Genomic DNA, 17,965 nt, shown 5'->3' with positions numbered 1-17,965 from the left:
GTCATCGCCGCGGTCGCGACCACGGCTTGGACGCTACCCCGCCGACCAGACCGGAGCGAGACGGCGCCTCGGCATCTTCCCCATGCCGTGCGTCCGTCCCTCGCCCGTGGGTCAGGCCGCCGCGCACGCACCTTCCGGCGGGAGCACGGCGACGTCGTCCATCGCAGCGATGGCCACCGCGTGCAGGGTGACGCCCGTCGCGCGGCAGGCGCCCTCGAAGGCCGTTCTCAGGTCCCGGTCACGCGGCGTGGGCGTGACCCGACCCGGACGCGCGATCACCATGACGACGTCGTGCACGTCGTGGCGCGAGACCTCGCCGAGCAGCAGGCGGACACCCTCCAGCACCTCGCCGGCATCGACGCGCCGAGGCTCCTCCGCCAAGCAGATCGGCTGCAGCAGGTGCAGGTTGGGGTGGCACAGCAGCAGGTAGGTGGCGCCCTCCGACCGCGACTGCTCCGTCACGATGAGGTCGACCACCCCCTCGAAGACCTCAGGGTCGGTGATCGGTCGTTGGGCCCAGTCCCGGGGTAGCTCGTCGAAGCGCATGGCACGAGGATGGCGGCGACCGGTGACAGTCGGTGTGCGTTGTCCACACGCGTTAGCGTGGACGCCTGCCCTCGGTCGCGGACCGCAGGCACGGTGAGAGGAGGCAGCCGTCATGCAGCGTCCGGCCGCCCTGAGCGCCGTCGACCTCCTCGCGGCGTATGCCGCAGGCACCCACTCGCCCGTCGACGTCGTCGCCGACGTGGCCACCGTGGTCGCAGCACGCGAGCCGACCCTCAACGCCCTGGCCGCTGACGACCTCGGAGCCGCCCACGACCGGGCCGCCGCCAGCGAGCGCCGCTACCGTGACGGCATACCCGAGGGTCCGCTCGACGGGGTGCCCGTCACGGTCAAGGAGAACCTCGGGCGTGCCGGCGTCCCGATGCAGCTCGGAAACGCCGGCGTCACCCCAGTGGTGCCGGTTCGCAGCAGTCCGGTCGTCGAGCGTCTCGAGGAGGCGGGCGCGATCGTCATCGGGTCCACCACCATGCCTGACTGGGGCATGCTCAGCTCGGGCGTCTCGAGCCTGCACGGCATCACGCGCTCGCCCTGGGACGAGTCCCTGACGACCGGCGGCTCCAGCGCCGGCGCCGGCGCTGCCGCCGCGGCCGGCTACGGACCGCTCCACGTCGGCACCGACATCGGCGGCTCGATCCGCCTCCCGGGCACCTGGCTGGGCCTCACCACGCTCAAGCCCAGCGCCGGGCGCGTCCCGCTGGACGTGCCCTACCTCGGTCGCGTGGCCGGGCCGATCACGCGCAGCGCCGACGACGCAGCCTTGCTCCTGTCGGTGATCAGCCGCCCGGACGCCCGCGACTGGACGAGCCTGCCGCCCGAGGCCCTGCCCGCGGCCCCTCGTCCGCTCGATCCTGTGGGCCTGCGCGTCGGACTCCACCTGGACGCGGGCTGCGGCCTTCCCGTCGAGCCCGAGGTCCGGACGGCCGTCGAGGAGGCCGCCGCCGCCTTCGCGGACGCCGGCGCCGTCGTGACGCCTCTCGAGCCCTTCATGCGCCCGTCCTGGCTCGACGACCTCGACCAGTTCTGGCGGGTCCGCTCCCTCTCCGACCTCGACGTGCTCGACGCCGCGGCCCGCGAACGGGTGCTGCCCTTCATCCGGCGCTGGGCCGAGGCCGGTCGGGGGGTCGACGGGATCCGGGTCGTGCGTGACTACGCCAGCATCATGGCGGTCCAGCAGGCGACGGTCGCAGCGACCGAGGCCTACGACCTCGTGCTCTCGCCCGTCGCCCCGGTGCCGGCCTTCCCGGCCGAGTGGCCGATGCCGTGGGGCGACGGTGACGCGGCCATGCCCCACATCGGGTTCACCGCCCCCTACAACCTCTCGGGCCAGCCGGCAGGCACGACGAACTGCGGCTTCACCGCCGACGGCCGCACCATCGGTGTCCAGGTGTCAGGTCGCCGTTTCGACGACGTCGGCGTGCTCGCTGCCCTCGCCTGGTTCGAGGCGCACCGGCCCGACACCATGTGCCCCAGGTGGCCGATCCGATCCTGACCGCTCGCTCCGCGTGCCCCGCGCGCGGCTCCCGGCCGGTGCACGGCAGAATGCGTGGCTCGGTGTGTCGTCGACCAGCAGGAGAACAGCCGCAGTGAACGTGCAGGTGAAGGTGCCGTCGATCGAACGTCGGATCGCGGAGGAGCTCGGCGTCCGTGACGGACAGGTGACCGCGGCCGTGGGCCTGCTCGACGGCGGCTCGACCGTCCCCTTCGTGGCGCGCTACCGGAAGGAGGTCACCGGCGGCCTCGACGACGCACAGCTGCGCACGCTCGAGGAGCGCCTGGGCTACCTCCGGGAGCTCGAGGAGCGTCGGGCCGCCGTGCTGGCCTCCGTCGAGGAGCAGGGCAAGCTCGACGACGCCCTGCGCGGGCAGATCATGGCCGCCGAGACCAAGGCGCGCCTCGAGGACATCTACCTCCCGTTCAAGCCCAAGCGCCGCACCAAGGCGCAGATCGCCCGCGAGGCCGGACTCGAGCCGCTCGCCGACCTTCTGCTCGGCTCCCCCGACACCGAGCCCACGGCTGCCGCAACGGGATTCGTCGACTCCGACCGCGAGGTGGCCGACGCCGCCGCTGCCCTCGAGGGTGCTCGGGCCATCCTCGTCGAGCGCTTCGCCGAGGACGCCGACCTCATCGGCGACCTGCGCGACCGGGTCTGGAAGCAGGGCCACGTCGGCTCCCGCGTGCGCTCGGGCAAGGAGGAGGAGGGCGCGAAGTTCTCCGACTACTTCGACTTCTCCGAGCCCCTCTCCAAGCTGCCGTCCCACCGCATCCTCGCCCTCTTCCGCGGCGAGAAGGAGGACGTCCTCTCCGTCGAGATCAACCCCGACGACCCCGCGGCCGAGCAGCAGCCCGGCCCCACGGCATACGAACGCGCCATCGCGAGGCGCTTCGGCATCGAGAACCACGGCCGGCCGGCCGACGAGTGGCTCGCCGGGACCGTCCGCTGGGCGTGGCGCACGAAGATCCTCGTCCACCTCGGGATCGACGCCCGCATGCAGCTGCGCCGGGCGGCCGAGGAGGAGGCCGTACGCGTCTTCGCCGCCAACCTGCGCGACCTGCTGCTCGCGGCCCCTGCGGGGGCGCGAGCCACGATGGGGCTCGACCCGGGCTTCCGCACCGGGGTCAAGGTCGCCGTCGTCGACGGCACGGGGCGCGTCGTCGCCACCGAGGTGATCTACCCGCACGTCCCGCAGAACCAGTGGGACCGCTCGATCGCGACCCTCGCGCGGCTCGCCAAGGAGCACTCCGTCGACCTCATCGCCATCGGCAACGGCACGGCGTCACGGGAGACCGACCGTCTGGCGGCCGACCTCATCAAGGCGCACCCGGAGCTGAAGCTGACGTCGGCCGTCGTCTCCGAGGCCGGCGCCTCGGTCTACTCCGCGTCGGCCTTCGCGTCGCAGGAGCTGCCGGGCATGGACGTCTCGCTGCGCGGCGCCGTGTCGATCGCCCGCCGCCTGCAGGACCCTCTGGCCGAGCTCGTCAAGATCGACCCGAAGTCCATCGGCGTCGGGCAGTACCAGCACGACATCAGCCAGACCGCCCTGTCGCGCTCGCTCGACGCGGTCGTCGAGGACTGCGTCAACGCCGTCGGGGTCGACGTCAACACGGCCTCGGCTCCCCTGCTGACGCGCGTCTCGGGCATCACGCCCGGGCTCGCCGACAGCATCGTCGCCCACCGTGACGCGGCCGGACCCTTCCGCACGCGCAAGGCCCTCAAGGACGTGCCGCGGCTCGGCCCCAAGGCATTCGAGCAGGCCGCCGGCTTCCTCCGCATCCCCGGCGGTGACGACCCGCTGGACGCGTCCGCCGTGCACCCGGAGGCCTACCCGGTCGTGCGCCGCATGCTCGAGTCGACCGGACAGAAGCTGACGACGCTCATCGGCAACACCGCTGCGCTGCAGTCGATCCGACCTGCCGACTACGTCGACGAGACCTTCGGCCTGCCGACCGTCACCGACATCATCAGCGAGCTCGACAAGCCGGGCCGCGACCCGAGGCCGAGCTTCAAGACGGCGACCTTCAAGGAGGGCGTCGAGGAGATCAAGCACCTCGAGCCGGGGATGACGCTCGAGGGCGTCGTCACCAACGTCGCGGCCTTCGGCGCCTTCATCGACATCGGTGTGCACCAGGACGGCCTCGCCCACGTCTCCGCCCTGTCGAAGAACTTCGTGCGCGACCCGCGCGAGGTGGTCAAGCCCGGCGACGTCGTCATGGTCAAGGTGCTCGACGTCGACGTACCGCGCAAACGCATCTCGCTCACCCTGCGCCTCGACGACGAGGTGACTCCCGGGGGCTCCAAGGAGCGCGGGCAGGGCGCACCGGGGCAGGCACGTGGCGGCCGTGACGGTCAGCCCCGCGGCGGTCAGCCCCGCGGCGGTCAGCCCCGTGACGGTCAGCCACGGGGTGGACAGTCCCGCGGGCAGGGCTCGGCGGGGCAGGGCAACCGCGGCCGGCGTGACGACGCACCGGCCAACAGCGCCATGGCCGACGCGCTGCGCCGGGCCGGCTTCACCGGCTGAGCTCCGAGGCGGAAGCGGGGACCGGACCCGCCTGCGAGGCTCTCGGGCCTCCGGCGGGCTCCGGCCCGGCTCCGGCGGCCGTTCAGGCCTCCGGCGGCGCCCGGTGGAAGACGGCCTCGACGTTGTTGCCGTCGGGGTCGCGCACGAACGCGCCGTAGTAGCCGGGGTGGTACTCCGGCCACAGCCGCGGTGCGTGCAGCGACTCGGCACCGAGCTCGAGAGCCTTGGCGTGGAAGGCCCGCACCGACTCGACGCCGTCGGCCTGGAAGGCGCAGTGCATCTCGCGGTTGGGCTCCTGCCCCTGCCAGCGGCTGATCCAGAAGTCGGGGTGTCCTTCGGTGCCGTAGCCGATGGCCACCCCGACGTCCATCTGGCGGCTGTAGCCGAGGACGCCGAGCACCGCGTCGTAGAAGCGCGCGCTCGCGTCGAGGTCCGAGCAGTTGATCCCGAAGTGGTCGATCATCTCCCTAAGACTAGGGCCGAAGTGGTCCCGCCGAGCCATTGTCTTCCGGCCCCGTCTTTGGTCGACTGTCTGTGGTGGGTCCGGCCCATCAGGGGCCGGCCCGAACGACCCGGAGGTGCCCATGAGCAGTTCAACGCAGTCGATCCCCGAGAACTCAGCGGACGCAGCGGACGCAGAACTCGAGGGGTCTCCCGCCGGCGTGCACTCGACGCTCACGGTGGGTGCCCCGGTGGACCAGGTGTGGCAGCACCTCATCAGCGCCCGCGGCACGGAGGCCCTCCTCGGCCCCGGCGTCACGCTGGGCAACAAGGGCGAGTCGTGGCACAGCACCGACGGGCCGCACGGCGTCGTGCGCAGCTACCACCCGATGGAGCAGGTGCGCGTGTCGTGGCACCGCGACGAGGACGGGCCGCTCAGCATCGTGGACCTCCAGCTCAAGCCCGACGGCGACGGCACGCGCGTCGACCTCTACCACGAGGGTGAGGGCATCGCCGAGGACGGCGCCGGCGACAAGTCGCGCTGGGACGCCGCGCTCGGACGCTTCGCCGAAGCCCTCGGCTGAGCGACACGACCGGACCCGAGGCCGGTCGCCGAGTACGACCGGCCCACCGAGATCACCGGGTTGGCCTGATCCCCTTCATCACTGAAATGCTCTGCCTCACAAGGCCCTTCGTCAGCGCACGACCATGACCGGGCAGGTCGCGTCGTGGATGACGCGGTGGCTGACCGACCCGAGCAGCATGCCCGTGAAGCCGCCGTGCCCGCGGGAGCCGACGACGATCAGCCCTGCCGTCGCGCCCAGGTCGGCCAGCGACTGCCCGGGGTCCCCGTAGAGCACCTCGGTCGTGACGATCACCTTGGGGTGCAGCGCCCTGACGCGGTTGGCCGCGCGTGTCACCGACTCCTCGGCGTGGTCGCGGATCGCGTGCGTCTCCTCCGTGCCGCCCTTGGCGGTCTCGGCGTAGGTCCACGCCTCCATCGACGGCGAGTGCGCGACCCGGACGATGTGGAGCACCGCCCCCTCCCGCTCGGCCACCTCCACCGCGGCGTTGACGGCGCGCACCGCCGCGTCGGAGTCGTCGACCCCGACGACCACGTCGTGACCACGGCCCGGTCGCGCCGGCATGGGCACGTCGTCGGGCGTCTTGCCCTCAGGCCCGCGCACGACGACGACGGGGCACTGGGCGTGCGCCGCGACGGCATACGACGTCGAGCCGAGCAGTCCCGCGAGCAGGCGTCCGCGTCCCCGGCTGCCCACGACGACGAGCTCGGCCTCGCGTGAGGCGTCGATGAGCTGCGCCGCCGGGCTCCCCAGCCAGTACTGCGTCTCGATCTGGGAGGCGTCGAGGGTCGTGCCCGCGCGCACCGCTCCGTCGTCGACGAGTGCCTTTGCGGCGTGCTCGAGCGTCGGCTCCATCTGGGAGAGGTCCATGGCGGGGAAGGCCGGCACGCTGGCCAGGTTGACGCTGTGCACCAGGGTCAGGTGCTTGCCCTGCTGGCGGGCCGTCTCGGCGGCCCACTCGAGTGCGAGCTGTGATGCTGCCGAACCGTCGTAGCCGACGACGATGCCGTACGTGGTCCGTACCTGGCCGTTCATGGTGCACCCCTTCCCTGGGTCACAGGACCGGGGCCACTGCTCCGGCCACCTCCATCCTCCCGCGGAGCCGCGGTCGGCCAGGACCTTTGTGACCACTCAGACAAGCGGCGCCGACCGGTCACGTATGCCGTCGGGCCGGGTCGGATGGGCCCGTCCCGACGGCACACGTGCGGGCTCAGCCGACGGCCTTGAGCGCGTCGATCTCCCCGGCCCCGAACCAGCTGTTCTGGGCGAGCGTGCCCTCGCACGTCTGCGGCGCGCCATTGTCGATCGCCGGGAAGAAGGCGTACGGCGAGACGTCCGCCGGGCACGGAATCGGGTTGACCGCGTTCTGCAGGGCCGCCGACAGCGCACCACCGGTCTTGCCGGTGACGCTGGCGATGAGGGCTGCGACGCCGGCCGCGTGCGGCGAGGCCATCGAGGTGCCCTGCTGGTAGCAGTACGCAGCTCCACTCGGGTCCACCACGCGCCGCGCCGGGGCGCAGGTGACGGTGAGGAGCGAAGCGGGCCAGGTCGACAGGACCCGGCCGTTGGGGGCGGCCGCGGTCCTCTGCAGGATGGAGTCGCCGCCCGGGGCTGCGACGTCGACCGCAGAGATGCCGTACGAGGAGTAGAACGACTTCATCTGCTCGTTGCCCGTCGCGCTGACGCCGACGACTCCCGGGACCTCGGTGGGCACGACGGCGCACGCGTTGGAGATGGCGCGCAGGACCGGGTTCGTGTCGTCCGGGCTCGTCGCGTCGAACGTCGGGTGCGACAGGTCGTCCGCCTGGTTGCCCTCGGCGGCCACGACGAGCACGCCCTTGGACTGGGCGTACTTGATGGCGCGACGTTCGGCGGTCCAGATGGCGCGCTGCTCGGCGTCGTTGCGGCAGTTGAAGAGCCACGGGTCGGCGAAGTAGCTGTTGTTCGTCACGTTGACGCCGTGGTCGGCCGCCCACATGAAGGAGCACACGACAGCCTCGGGGAAGAAGAAGCCGGCCGCGTTGCCGGCCTTGATGCCGGCGATCCTGACGCTCGGCGCCACCCCGACGATGCCGATCCCGTTGGCTGCCGCCGCGATCGTGCCCGCGGTGTGCGTGCCGTGGCCGTTGTCGTCGTTCGCCGCCGCCAGCCCGGGCACCGGCACACCGCTGACGCAGTTGGCACTCGCGGCCGCGTCGACGTTCGGAGCCAGGTCGGGGTGGGTGTAGTCGAGGCCCGTGTCGATGTCACCGACGAGGACCGTCGGCGACCCGGTGCTGACGGCGTGAGCCTCCCCGACCTTGATCTGGCGCATGTCCCACTGCAGGCCGGACAGCGCGTCGTTCAGCCCACTGACCCCATTGGCCGGGGCAGACGGGGCAGCTACTGTCGTGTCTGCCGTGTCGGCTGCGTCCGCCGAGACGGCACCCCCGTCGAAGGCGCTGGCGAACCTCGTTGTCGCGACAGCGCCCTCGACGCCCTTGACCACGCGCATCTTCTCGGCGAAGCCCGGGTCGGACGAGCGGGCGACGACGACGCTGATGGGGGCATAGGTCGCAACGACCTGTCCGCCTGCCGCGGCCACCGCGCTGCCGGCGCCACCGGTCGACGTCTTCTCCTTGTAGACCACCAGATAGGTGGACGTCGCGCCGGCGGCGGAGGCGTCGCTCGACGCCACCGCCGTGGCCAGCGCAGCGGCCGCGACGACTGCGACCGCTCCGAGTACTGCAGTTCCCCGAGACCCACCCCGACTTCGTGACACGGACATGGTGTTCTCCTCCGCGGCGGCGGCATGAGCGTCCCGCCGCTGGGCCGACTCCTGCGGCGGCCCAGCTCACCACGCTAGGGCGTCCCCACGGGCCTGTGCAGCGAAAGCGCGCAACGGCGCGGGCGCTCGATCAGATCACGGGAGCCCCTTCGTCCCCTTCGAGCGTTTGGTGACGAAAACGTCCGTGCGACAAGCAGTTCGGTCAGCTGTCCCTGGCACGCGCCGCTGCCGTCGCGCGGTCGTTGGCCCTCTGGATCGCCTCGACGAGCTCGGCCTTCGTCATCCGAGAGCGGCCCTTGACCTCGAGGCGGCGCGCCACCTCGAGCAGGTGGTCCTTGGAGGCGTTCGCGTTGACGCCGCCGGCGGAGTCGCCGTCGTCCCGGTGCGCCCGCGCGTCGGCGCCGCGGCGTGCGGCCTGGGCGTCGCTCGGCCCCTTCTCGTCCTTCTCCTCCCAGTGGTCCCCCACCTTCTCGAAGGAGTGCTTCAACGAGGCGAAGGCGGTCCGGTGGGCACGCTCGCCCTCGCCGTACTCCTCGACGGCCGCGTCGTGCGTGGCGAGCCAGGTCTCCTGGGCCTTCTTCGGTGACCGCTCGAGGGTGGACGGCAGGTCGGTCCCCGACCTCGAGGTCGAACGCTTCTTCGCGGGCATGGTGGGCCTCCTCGGCTGCTCGTTCGCCAACTCCGGGACTCGTCGGGGACGCCCTGCGATGGCCGCGAGGCCTGCGGGCGCCGACCGGGTCGTCGTGGACGTACCCACCGCGAGAGGTCGCCACGCACCGGCGAGGAGGGGTGACGGCATACACGACCGGGGTTGGCGGTCCGCGGCACGGGTACGGGGCGCTTATGGACACCTCACGTGCCGGCGGCAGCACCGGACCCGACCCGAGCAACCCCGACCCCAGCGAGTTCGACGGCGGTCAGCCCCAGACGACCGACGAGGAGGGACCCGAGGTGGACGGTCCGGACGTCCTCTTCCCCGACACCCTGCGACCGACGACTCGAGAGGACGCCCTGCCCGCGGCCGACGAGGCCGACCTCGTCGAGCAGCGCGTCGAGGTCGGCGACGACGACGAGGACGAACGCCGCGGCTGACCGCAACGCGCGTCCACTGATGGGCGAAAGCGTCTGGTTGCCCGGAATGTGTTGCGGCTGCTCATGCACGGGGTACGACTCCCGCTGGTGAGGACGTGGCGCCGCACGCCCTGCCCGACGGTTCACAGCGATTCGGATCGAAGGAGATGGGATGAGCGAAACTGTCGCACAACGCACGGATGGTGCCATCAGGAGTCTGGTACCCGCGCGCATGGACCGACTTCCGTGGACGAAGTTCCACTGGTCGGTCGTCTTCGGGCTCGGGGTGTCGTGGATCCTCGACGGCCTCGAGATCCAGATCGTGTCCGAGTCGGGCTTCCAGAAGTCGCTCGGCATGTCCGCCGCACAGGTGGGGTTGACCGGCACGGTCTACCTCGTCGGGCAGGTGGTCGGAGCGCTGACGTTCGGACGCCTGACCGACCGGCTCGGGCGCCGCAAGCTCTTCATCATCACGCTCGTCATCTACCTGGTCGGATCGGGCCTCGCCGGCCTGTCGCCGAACATGTGGTTCCTGTGGGTGTGCCGGTTCATCGCCGGCATGGGCATCGGCGGCGAGTACACCGCGATCAACTCGGCCATCGACGAGCTCATCCCCTCGCGCTTCCGTGGCCGCGTCGACATCGCCATCAACGGCACCTACTGGTTCGGCGCGTTCTTCGGCGCCCTCGCCAACCTCTACCTGCTCAACCCCGACAACGTCGCCGAGAACATCGGCTGGCGCCTGGCGTTCTTCATCGGCCCGATCCTGGGCCTGTCGATCATCTGGCTGCGTCGCCACATCCCGGAGAGCCCCCGCTGGCTGCTCACGCACGGGCGCGGCGAGGAGGCCGAGCGCACGGTCGACGAGATCGAGGAGCGCGTGCGCCGCGAAGGCGGCGAGATCCCGGAGGTCGACGAGAGCAAGGCGATCCTCGTCAAGCCGGAGGACCGCATGGGGTTCAAGGTCCTGTGGGACGTCTTCGTGCACCGCTACGGTCGCCGCACCGTCCTGGGACTCACGATGATGGTGACGCAGTCGTTCCTCTACAACGCGATCTTCTTCACCTACGCCCTCGTGCTGACGAACTTCTACGGCATCACCAAGGCCGACACCTCGCTCTACTTCCTGCCCTTCGCAGCCGGCAACCTGCTGGGGCCGCTGCTGCTGGGTCACCTCTTCGACACCATCGGGCGTCGCAAGATGATCTTCAGCACCTACACGATCGCGGGTGTCGTGCTGCTCGCGTCGGCCTGGGCCTTCCACGCCGAGATGCTCAACGCGACGACGCACACGATCTTCTGGTGCATCGCGTTCTTCTTCGCCTCGGCCGGAGCCTCGGCCGCCTACCTCACGGTGAGCGAGATCTTCCCGCTCGAGGTGCGTGGCCAGGCGATCAGCTACTTCTTCGTCGTCGCCCAGTGCGCCGGCGCGATCGCACCGGTCCTCTACGGTGCGCTCATCGGTGACGGCAAGGACCGCATGCCGCTCACGTGGGGCTACGTCGCCGGGGCCGTGATCATGATCTTCGGCGGCGTCGTCGCCTGGGTCATCGGGATCGACGCCGAGCAGAAATCGCTCGAGGACGTGGCCGACCCGCTGAGCAAGGTCTCGGAGGAGTCGGGAGCCCCCGCATGAACGTCGCCAACCTGGGGCGTGCCCACACCATCGTCGTCGGGGTGAGTCCCACCAGCGGCTCCCCCGGCGCGTTGCGCTGGGCCGTCGAGGAGGCGTCCCTGCGCGGTGGCCGCGTGGTGGCCGTGCGGGCGTGGCGCCCTCACGCGCCCGAGACGGCGACCGGGGGCCGCGTGCCGTCGGTCGTCTCGGACGACAGCGCCCGCGCCGCCGAGATGGAGCGCCTGGCCGAGGACGTCGCACACGTCCTGGGCCACGACCACCTGGTCGAGACCCGGGTCGTCGCGGGCAAGCGTCGCGCGGTCCTCGTCGAGGAGAGCCGCTCCGCGGACCTCGTCGTGATCGACGCGGGTCACTCCACCGAGGTCGAGGCGCGCTGGCTGGGCAGCCGGCTCGTGCGTGCCTCGCACTGCCCCGTCGTCGTCGTGCCACCCGCACTCGGGGACCGGGGGTCCAGCCCGCTCGGCTCCGCCGTGGGTCGGCTGAGTCGCTCGGTCGAGCGCGCGGCCGGCACCGCGGGCCGGCCCGGCTTCCAGCACCCGCCCACCACCTGACGCCACACCACGCCTGCGGTCGTATGCCGTGTGGCCCGGTCCCGGGACCCGAATCCCTTGCGAGTTGCACCGATTCGGGCCCGGGACCCACGCGTCCCGGTCAGTGAACGAGCATGACGGGGCAGGTCGCGTCGTGGATGATCCGGTACGCCGGAGTGCCGGCAAGGACTGCTGCGACGCCGGAGTCGTGAGGTGCACCGACGACGAGCAGCCCGCTGTCGCGGCTCGTCCGGGTGAGGAGCTCCACGGGGTCGCCGAGCAGGGTCTGCGCCGTCATCGGCAGATCGGGGTGGCGCAGGGCGAGCACGTCGGCGGCATACGAGCGGGAGGCCGCACTGGGGTCTTCGGCCGCCCCCTCCCTGACGGTGACGATGCGCAGCGGCGCCGAGCACCCTGACGCCAGTCTCGCGGCGGCAGAGACGATCCGCTCGAGCCTGCTCGCCCCGGCGTCGGCGGCCCCCGCCTTGACCGCGCAGACGACCTCGCGCTCCGGGCCCGGCACCAGCACGTCACGACGACTCCCTCGGGGCGGTGCGTGGGCGAGGCCGTGGAGGACCACCACCGGGCAGTAGGCCCTGGCCGCGACCTCGCTCGAGACGGAGCCGAGGAGAGCGCTGCGGGCCCGGCCGCGACCCCGCGTGCCGAGGACCACGAGGTCTGCCGTCATCGAGGCGTCGACGAGCTCCGCCGTGGGGCCGCCGAACGCGTGCACGGCACGGACCCGGGACCGGGCGAGCGGCTCGCCGGGCCACGTGGACGGACCGCCGACCATCGTCTCCGCGACCATCTCGAGCGAGGGGTTGAGCGGTCGCAGCGCGTAGCCCCGGCGGCTCGGCACGAGGTCGAGCTCGACGGCGTGGATGATCTTGAGCGCGGCACCGAGCGCGCGGGACACCCCGGCGGCCCAGACGAGCGCGCGCTGCGAGGCCGGTGACCCGTCGTAGCCGACGACGACGAGTCCGTCGGCGGACCTGGACGTGTGCATCCGGGGCACGTTGTGCGACAGGCGGATCGGGCGGGTGCCGCGGTCAGTGGATGACCATGACCGGGCACGGGGCGTCGTGGACCACGCGATGGCTGACGGACCCCAGCAGCATCCCTGTGAAGCCGCCGTGGCCGCGCGACCCCATTACGACGAGGCCCGCCTTCACGTCGACGGCGTAGGCGGCGATTGCGGCGCCGGCACCACCCCCGAGGACGTTGGTGCGCACGTCGAGACCCGGGTGCGCACGCGCAACGTCGTCGGCCACCTGTCGCAGCGTCTCGCCGACGCGCCGGTGCATCTGGTCCATCATCTCCTCGCGGCCGAGCATCGTCTCCGTCTCGGGCCAGGCCTCGAGGCCGCCGACGTTGTCGACCGCCACGACGTGCAACGGAGCCTCCGCTGCCGCCGCGACCTGCACGCCCGTCTCGAGCGCCTTCTGGGCGTTCTTGGAGTCGTCGAACGCCACGACGACGGGGTGGGACCGCCCGGCGTGCACCACCGTGTCGCCGCGCACGACGACCGCGGGGCAGTGGGCGTGCGCGGTGACGGCATACGACGTCGATCCCAGCAGACCCGCTGAGATGGCGCCGTGTCCACGGGAGCCGGTGACGACGAGATCCGCCTGCGCGGAGACCCCGACGAGCTCCGCGGCGGCACTGCCGATGACACTGAGCGGGTGGATCTGGCTGCGGTCCATGGTCTCTGCGGCGATCTCGATGGCCTCGGCGAGGACTCCCCTCGACATCTCGTCGTAGGCGTGCGCCTGGACTCCCGGGTCGTAGGCGCGGAAGGTCGGTGTCATCGTCAGGCCGACACAGTGCAGCAGGGTCAGCGGACGGTCGTCTCGCTTCGCGGTCTGGACGGCCCAGTCGAGGGCCAGCCGTGATCCGGGCGACCCGTCGTAGCCCACCACGATGCCGTGGCTCGTGGTCTCGTCTGCGGTGCTGGCTGCGGCGTTCATCGCTCTCCCCTTCCCGTGCGGTCGGGGCCGCATGCTCCGGCCACCTCCATCGTCCCGCTCCGGACCGCGTTCGGGGTCGAGTTGTGACAGCCCAGACAGCGTGGACAGGGTGGACATCCCGGACACGGGGAACAGCACGACGGCAGGGCGCTGAACGCACCCTGCCGTCGTCGTCCGGTCACTTGCCGATGAGCACGCTCACCGTGGTGTTGTCGGTGCACTCGGGAAGCTCGCGGATCGCCCACCGGCCGCGCAGGCCGTTGCCGTCGAAGTTGGATTCGGCGTCCCGCTCCTCGACCTCACCCTCGGACGCAGCCCACCCGCGGGTGGAGTAGGCGCCCTGCATCTCGGCGAGCGTCTGCTTGAACGGTTTCGGCGACACCGCCGTGACGACCGTGCGTCCCGCGCTCCGCGCCTGCACCCCCGTCACGACGTAGCCCGCGGGGAGCGTCGCCTGGGCCGGGAACGAGGCCGGCAGCTGCACGCCCTTCGCGTCCTTGGCGCACACCGTGGCCGGCGGGGTGGCGACGCCGCCCGTCTCGGCCATCGCCGACTCCATCTCGTCGGTGCCGCAGCCGCCGAGCAGGACCAGGGCGGCGACGGCACACAGGGCGTATGCCGGGTGCCCCCTTCCGCTGCGGGCTCGCCTGCTCACCTGGTGACCTGCAGCTCTCGGCGGTTGTCGGTCTCGCTCGACTCGCGGATGCGCCCGTCCGGGTCGGCCACGACGACGACCGAGTGGGTGCCCTTGGCGAGACGGACGCCGGGGAAGGTGACCGACGTCGACCGGCCGGCGGGCAGGTCGACCGGTGCCGACGTGGCGACGTTGACCCCGTCGACGAAGAGCCGCGTCGTGACGCCCGGTGCCGGGGCGGCGCCCGTGTTCGCGACGGAGGCGGACGCCGCGTAGAGGCCGTTGCTCTTGGCCATCGACAGGGCCGTCGGGGTCAGGTTGGGCAGGGCGTCGTAGGCGGCATACAGGGTGTTGCCCGTCTGCTGGCGGGCGATGGTGGCGTACGCGTCGAAGTTCTGGGCCCCGCCGGGCTGGGCGCAGGCGCCCGTGCAGCCGTCGGCGTAGCCGACCTGCACGCGTCCGGTGCGGTCGACGGTGGCGTCCATGAAGTCGAGCAGGTTGCGGTCGTTGCCGCACGTGGTGCCGCCCGTGCAGATGGATCCGCGCTGCACCGGGTCGCTCGGCGTCGTGTCGACCGTGACCCAGCTCTTGCCGCCGTCGTAGGTCGTCGACACGTAGAGGTGCCAGTCACCCTTGAAGTTGGTGGCGTCCTGGTAGTTGCCCGCGGTCGTGGTGCCGATGAAGGCGAAGGAGGCGCGGTCGTCGTCCCCGGCCACGACGGCGGGGAAGACGGTGTTGTGGACGCCGAGGGCCGCGCCCACATTCTGGTCGTCGGTCCACGTCTTGCCCTTGTCACGGCTCACGGCCACGCGAGGCGTGCCGTCGGCAGCCTGGTAGCCCATGTAGACCGTGCCCTTGGCGCCGACACCGACGCTGGGGTCCGAGTCACCCGCCGTGCTGGCAGGGTCCTTGCGCACCGACCACGTGGTGCCGCCGTCCTCGGAGACGGCGACCGCCTGGTTGCCACCGCACGACTTGTTGGGGACGTAGACCGTGCCGTCGTTCGGAGCGACCTTGACGTGGCCGTGCAGGCCGCCGCAGTCGAGGAGCGAGTACATCGGGACCGCCGGCCCGAACGTCGTGCCGCCGTCATGGCTCGAGGCACAGTTGGCGTCGGCGATGTCCTGGCTGCAGTAGTAGACGGCGTTCGCGTAGCTGGAGGTCGGGAGTGCGCCGACACCGTTGGGAGAGTAGGGCCCTCCGCCGACCGTCTGGTGGTCGACGCCGGAGTTCAAGCCGCCTCCCTGGCTGGGCGACCACGTCTTCCCCTCGTCGTCCGAGTAGCACATCAGCGACGTCTTGCCCGCGAGCTGGCTCTCGAAGACGCGTCCCGTCCTTGGGTCGGTGAACCCGATCGGGTCGAGCGAGTTGAGGCCGCCGGTGAGGCACCCGTTGGTCGGCGTCGCCGACACGTTGGTCCACGTGACCTTCGAGGGGGTGACGCTGTCGTCCCACGTGGCCTTGTAGGTGTCGTAGAGCGCCTGGTAGAAGGTCGAGCCGGTGGTGTGGCTGCTGCCGATGGACGGCTCGCCCGCGTCGTGCGCCCGGGGGAAGGACTGGGGGGCGCCGTACTGGCTGTACGTCGGCGGCGTCGCCGTGCTCGGCGCCGGGTTGGCGGGGACCTCGGTCAGCGTCGCGGTGCCGGTCACGGACTCGCCGAGCGGCGCGTAGGGCACGACGCGCACCGTGTAGTCGCCGCTCGTGGGCGGCGTCACGATCGTCTCTGGGTCGGAGCTCGACGCGGAGGACGCCACGACCGCACCCTTCTGGTCGAGCAGGTAGATGTCGAAGTCCGCTGCTGCGTTCGCCCACCCGACCTTGACGGTCAGCTGATGGGTGTCGCCGTAGGTGCTCGGCGTCGACACGTGCAGCGCGAAGTCGTCGCAGAGCCCGGGACCGCACGTGACGGAGCCGGTCGTCCCGGTGACGTTGGGCGCGGCGAAGGGACCGGCCGTCCACTGGACGCTGGTGCTCGTGTCGGACACGGTGCCCGAGTCGGGCGTCGCGGCGAGCGCCGGGGCCGCCACGCCCAGGGCTCCGACGAGGCCGGCCGCCGCGATGAGCGGCAGGGCGCGCGATGGTTTCCTGCTGAACGAGGTGCGGAACGAGGTGGGCAACATGCGGGCAGCTCCTGGATCCAGGGACGGGGACACCCCCGAGGCGTCCGGCCGAGGCCGTCGAGCGGTGGCAAGCGCCCTCGCTCGACGGGTTCAACGAGCCAGCCGCCCGTCGGGCTACGCGCCGGTAGGTCAAGGGCTGGTCAGTTTCTGCTGGGTCGCGGCTGGGAGTCCGCTGGGGCAGCAGGCTGCGCCGCCGGGCACGACCCGAGGTCGACGTGACCGGCCCGACAGGGCCTGCGCCCCGACAGTCGGTGCGCCCGCGCCGCGATCGGCCTAGCGTCGAAGGGTGGACACCGGCGCTCGGCGGTCAGGTCGTCTCCTGCGCGACAGGATCGACCGGATCTCGCGCAACGACCTGACCACCCTGGTGAGCGACCGGGGCCCGGCCCCCATGAACATCGCCGCCGTCCTCGTGGTGGAGCAGGGTTCCAGCATCGAGAGGCCCGAGGTGCAGCGCGCCCTCGCAGCAGCGGCCGCCGACGTGCCCAGGCTGCACCACCGGCTCCAACCCGTCCCGCTCGGCTGCGGACGGCCGTACTGGGTGGACGACGACGTGCCGATCGAGCGACACGTCGCCTTCGGGCGCGTCGACGACGCACACCTGCTCACCGAGGTCGCGGCACTGGCGTGCCGGCGGCTCCCGTCCGACCGACCCCTGTGGCGGGCCACCTGGCTCACGGGGCTCGACGACGGAGCGGCCGCGCTCGTCGTCGTCGCGCACCACGTCCTGGCCGACGGGCTCTCGGGGCTGACGGTGCTTGCAGCCCTGGATGGAGGCGCTCGCGACAGGACGGGTGACCGGCGGCTGCGCCACCCGGCATACGCCCGCCGTGCCCTGGCACGCGACGCCTGGCGAGCGCGGATCAGCGACCTCGACACCCTGGCCGGACGGGTGCGGCTGGCGAGCGCCGGCGCCCGTGACCTCGGCGTCGACCGCCGGATCCCCCGGCTGTGCCCCCGCACGTCGTTCAACCGCCCCAGCGGGCCGCTGCGTCGGCTCACCCTCGTGGAGGCTCCCCTGCCCGAGATCGTCACCGCAGCCCACCGCGCCGGGGCGACCGTCAACGACGTCGTGCTCGCAGCGGTGTCCTCGGCGATGGGCCAGGCCCTGGCGGACCGCGGCGAGAGGCCACGCGAGCTCGTCGTCTCGGTCCCCTACTCGGGTCGTACGCCGGGCGATGCGGGCCGGCTCGGGAATGAGACGGGGGTGGTGCCCTTCCGCATCCCACTCGAGCTGGATCGCAAGTCCCGCCTCAGGGCGGTGGCGAGCCTGTCGCGGGCTCAGCGAGGTCGGCCGCGCGCGGCCTCCGCCGCACCCCTCGGTGCGGGTTTCAGGGCGCTCGCACGGCTGGGGGCGCTCCAGTGGTTCGTCGACCACCAGCGACTCGTCAACACCTTCGTCACGAACGTGCGTGGCCCCACCCAACCGTGGCGCTTCTGTGGGCACACCGTCAGCAGGGTGGTCCCCGTCGCCGTCACGCCGGGCAACGTCGGGGTGACGTTCGACGTGCTGTCGTATGCCGGCACCCTGGGGATCACGGTCGTCTCGGACCCGGACGTGGTGGCGGACCCAGGCAGCCTGGCGTCGCACCTCGAGGGGGAGCTCGCCGCCCTGACGGGGCTGTGACGGTGGTA

16 protein-coding genes are annotated in these 17,965 nt (G+C 71.9%); 7 read left to right on the top strand and 9 right to left on the bottom strand.

Going from position 1 to position 17,965, the window contains the following annotated elements:
- Positions 1 to 111: 111 nt before the first annotated feature.
- The gene (locus ABD297_RS08210) at positions 112 to 546 is read right to left on the bottom strand and encodes a hypothetical protein (protein WP_344254382.1); all 435 of its coding nucleotides are present in this window, start codon (positions 544 to 546) and stop codon (positions 112 to 114) included.
- Between the two features lie 112 nt (positions 547 to 658).
- On the opposite strand from ABD297_RS08210, the gene ABD297_RS08205 reads away from it, so the two are divergent.
- Complete coding sequence (locus tag ABD297_RS08205) at positions 659 to 2,053, top strand: amidase (RefSeq protein WP_344254381.1); 1,395 nt, start codon at positions 659 to 661, stop codon at positions 2,051 to 2,053.
- 94 nt (positions 2,054 to 2,147) lie between these two features.
- Positions 2,148 to 4,580, top strand: a complete 2,433-nt coding sequence (locus tag ABD297_RS08200; RefSeq protein WP_344254380.1) for a Tex-like N-terminal domain-containing protein — start codon at positions 2,148 to 2,150, stop codon at positions 4,578 to 4,580.
- Positions 4,581 to 4,662: 82 nt separating this feature from the next.
- On the opposite strand, the gene ABD297_RS08195 is transcribed toward ABD297_RS08200, so the two are convergent.
- A complete protein-coding gene (locus ABD297_RS08195) occupies positions 4,663 to 5,043 on the bottom strand; it encodes a VOC family protein (protein ID WP_344254379.1) in 381 nt (126 codons plus the stop codon).
- Positions 5,044 to 5,164: 121 nt separating this feature from the next.
- On the opposite strand from ABD297_RS08195, the gene ABD297_RS08190 reads away from it, so the two are divergent.
- On the top strand, positions 5,165 to 5,605 hold the full coding sequence (locus tag ABD297_RS08190; protein ID WP_344254377.1) for an SRPBCC family protein: 441 nt from the start codon (positions 5,165 to 5,167) through the stop codon (positions 5,603 to 5,605).
- 111 nt (positions 5,606 to 5,716) lie between these two features.
- Here ABD297_RS08190 and ABD297_RS08185 read toward each other — a convergent pair whose 3' ends face one another.
- From ABD297_RS08185 to ABD297_RS08175, 3 genes are all read right to left on the bottom strand, one after another.
- The gene (locus ABD297_RS08185) at positions 5,717 to 6,640 is read right to left on the bottom strand and encodes a universal stress protein (protein ID WP_344254376.1); all 924 of its coding nucleotides are present in this window, start codon (positions 6,638 to 6,640) and stop codon (positions 5,717 to 5,719) included.
- 175 nt (positions 6,641 to 6,815) lie between these two features.
- Positions 6,816 to 8,372 carry a S8 family serine peptidase gene (locus ABD297_RS08180; RefSeq protein WP_344254374.1) on the bottom strand — a complete coding sequence of 519 codons (1,557 nt, stop codon included), beginning with the start codon at positions 8,370 to 8,372 and terminating at the stop codon, positions 6,816 to 6,818.
- 202 nt (positions 8,373 to 8,574) lie between these two features.
- A complete protein-coding gene (locus ABD297_RS08175; RefSeq protein WP_344254372.1) occupies positions 8,575 to 9,021 on the bottom strand; it encodes a ChaB family protein in 447 nt (148 codons plus the stop codon).
- 194 nt (positions 9,022 to 9,215) lie between these two features.
- Between ABD297_RS08175 and ABD297_RS08170 the strand changes: the two genes are divergently transcribed.
- The 3 genes from ABD297_RS08170 (at position 9,216) to ABD297_RS08160 (ending at position 11,630) form a co-directional block, all read left to right on the top strand.
- Positions 9,216 to 9,464 (top strand): hypothetical protein, encoded by a 249-nt coding sequence (locus tag ABD297_RS08170; protein WP_344254371.1) that lies wholly within the window; start codon positions 9,216 to 9,218, stop codon positions 9,462 to 9,464.
- A gap of 211 nt (positions 9,465 to 9,675) precedes the next feature.
- Positions 9,676 to 11,079, top strand: coding sequence for an MFS transporter (locus ABD297_RS08165; protein WP_344254370.1), 1,404 nt, complete (start codon positions 9,676 to 9,678; stop codon positions 11,077 to 11,079).
- Positions 11,076 to 11,630, top strand: a complete 555-nt coding sequence (locus tag ABD297_RS08160) for a universal stress protein (protein ID WP_344254369.1) — start codon at positions 11,076 to 11,078, stop codon at positions 11,628 to 11,630. The genes ABD297_RS08165 and ABD297_RS08160 overlap by 4 nt, the downstream gene beginning before the upstream one ends.
- 100 nt (positions 11,631 to 11,730) lie before the next feature.
- Here ABD297_RS08160 and ABD297_RS08155 read toward each other — a convergent pair whose 3' ends face one another.
- The 4 genes from ABD297_RS08155 to ABD297_RS08140 all read right to left on the bottom strand — a co-directional run bounded on the left by ABD297_RS08155 (position 11,731) and on the right by ABD297_RS08140 (position 16,330).
- On the bottom strand, positions 11,731 to 12,615 hold the full coding sequence (locus tag ABD297_RS08155; protein ID WP_344254368.1) for a universal stress protein: 885 nt from the start codon (positions 12,613 to 12,615) through the stop codon (positions 11,731 to 11,733).
- A gap of 43 nt (positions 12,616 to 12,658) precedes the next feature.
- Entirely contained in the window at positions 12,659 to 13,576 is a 918-nt protein-coding gene (locus tag ABD297_RS08150) for a universal stress protein (protein ID WP_344254367.1), read from the bottom strand.
- A 178-nt stretch (positions 13,577 to 13,754) separates the two neighbouring features.
- Complete coding sequence (locus tag ABD297_RS08145) at positions 13,755 to 14,231, bottom strand: hypothetical protein (RefSeq protein WP_344254366.1); 477 nt, start codon at positions 14,229 to 14,231, stop codon at positions 13,755 to 13,757.
- Positions 14,228 to 16,330 (bottom strand): CARDB domain-containing protein, encoded by a 2,103-nt coding sequence (locus ABD297_RS08140; RefSeq protein WP_344254365.1) that lies wholly within the window; start codon positions 16,328 to 16,330, stop codon positions 14,228 to 14,230. The genes ABD297_RS08145 and ABD297_RS08140 overlap by 4 nt, the downstream gene beginning before the upstream one ends.
- A 286-nt stretch (positions 16,331 to 16,616) precedes the next feature.
- Between ABD297_RS08140 and ABD297_RS08135 the strand changes: the two genes are divergently transcribed.
- Complete coding sequence (locus tag ABD297_RS08135; RefSeq protein ID WP_344254364.1) at positions 16,617 to 17,957, top strand: wax ester/triacylglycerol synthase domain-containing protein; 1,341 nt, start codon at positions 16,617 to 16,619, stop codon at positions 17,955 to 17,957.
- Positions 17,958 to 17,965 lie beyond the last annotated feature (8 nt).

Source organism: Terrabacter carboxydivorans (assembly GCF_039532035.1).
GTDB lineage: Bacteria > Actinomycetota > Actinomycetes > Actinomycetales > Dermatophilaceae > Terrabacter > Terrabacter carboxydivorans.
This window is presented reverse-complemented; position numbering and strand designations above follow the sequence as displayed.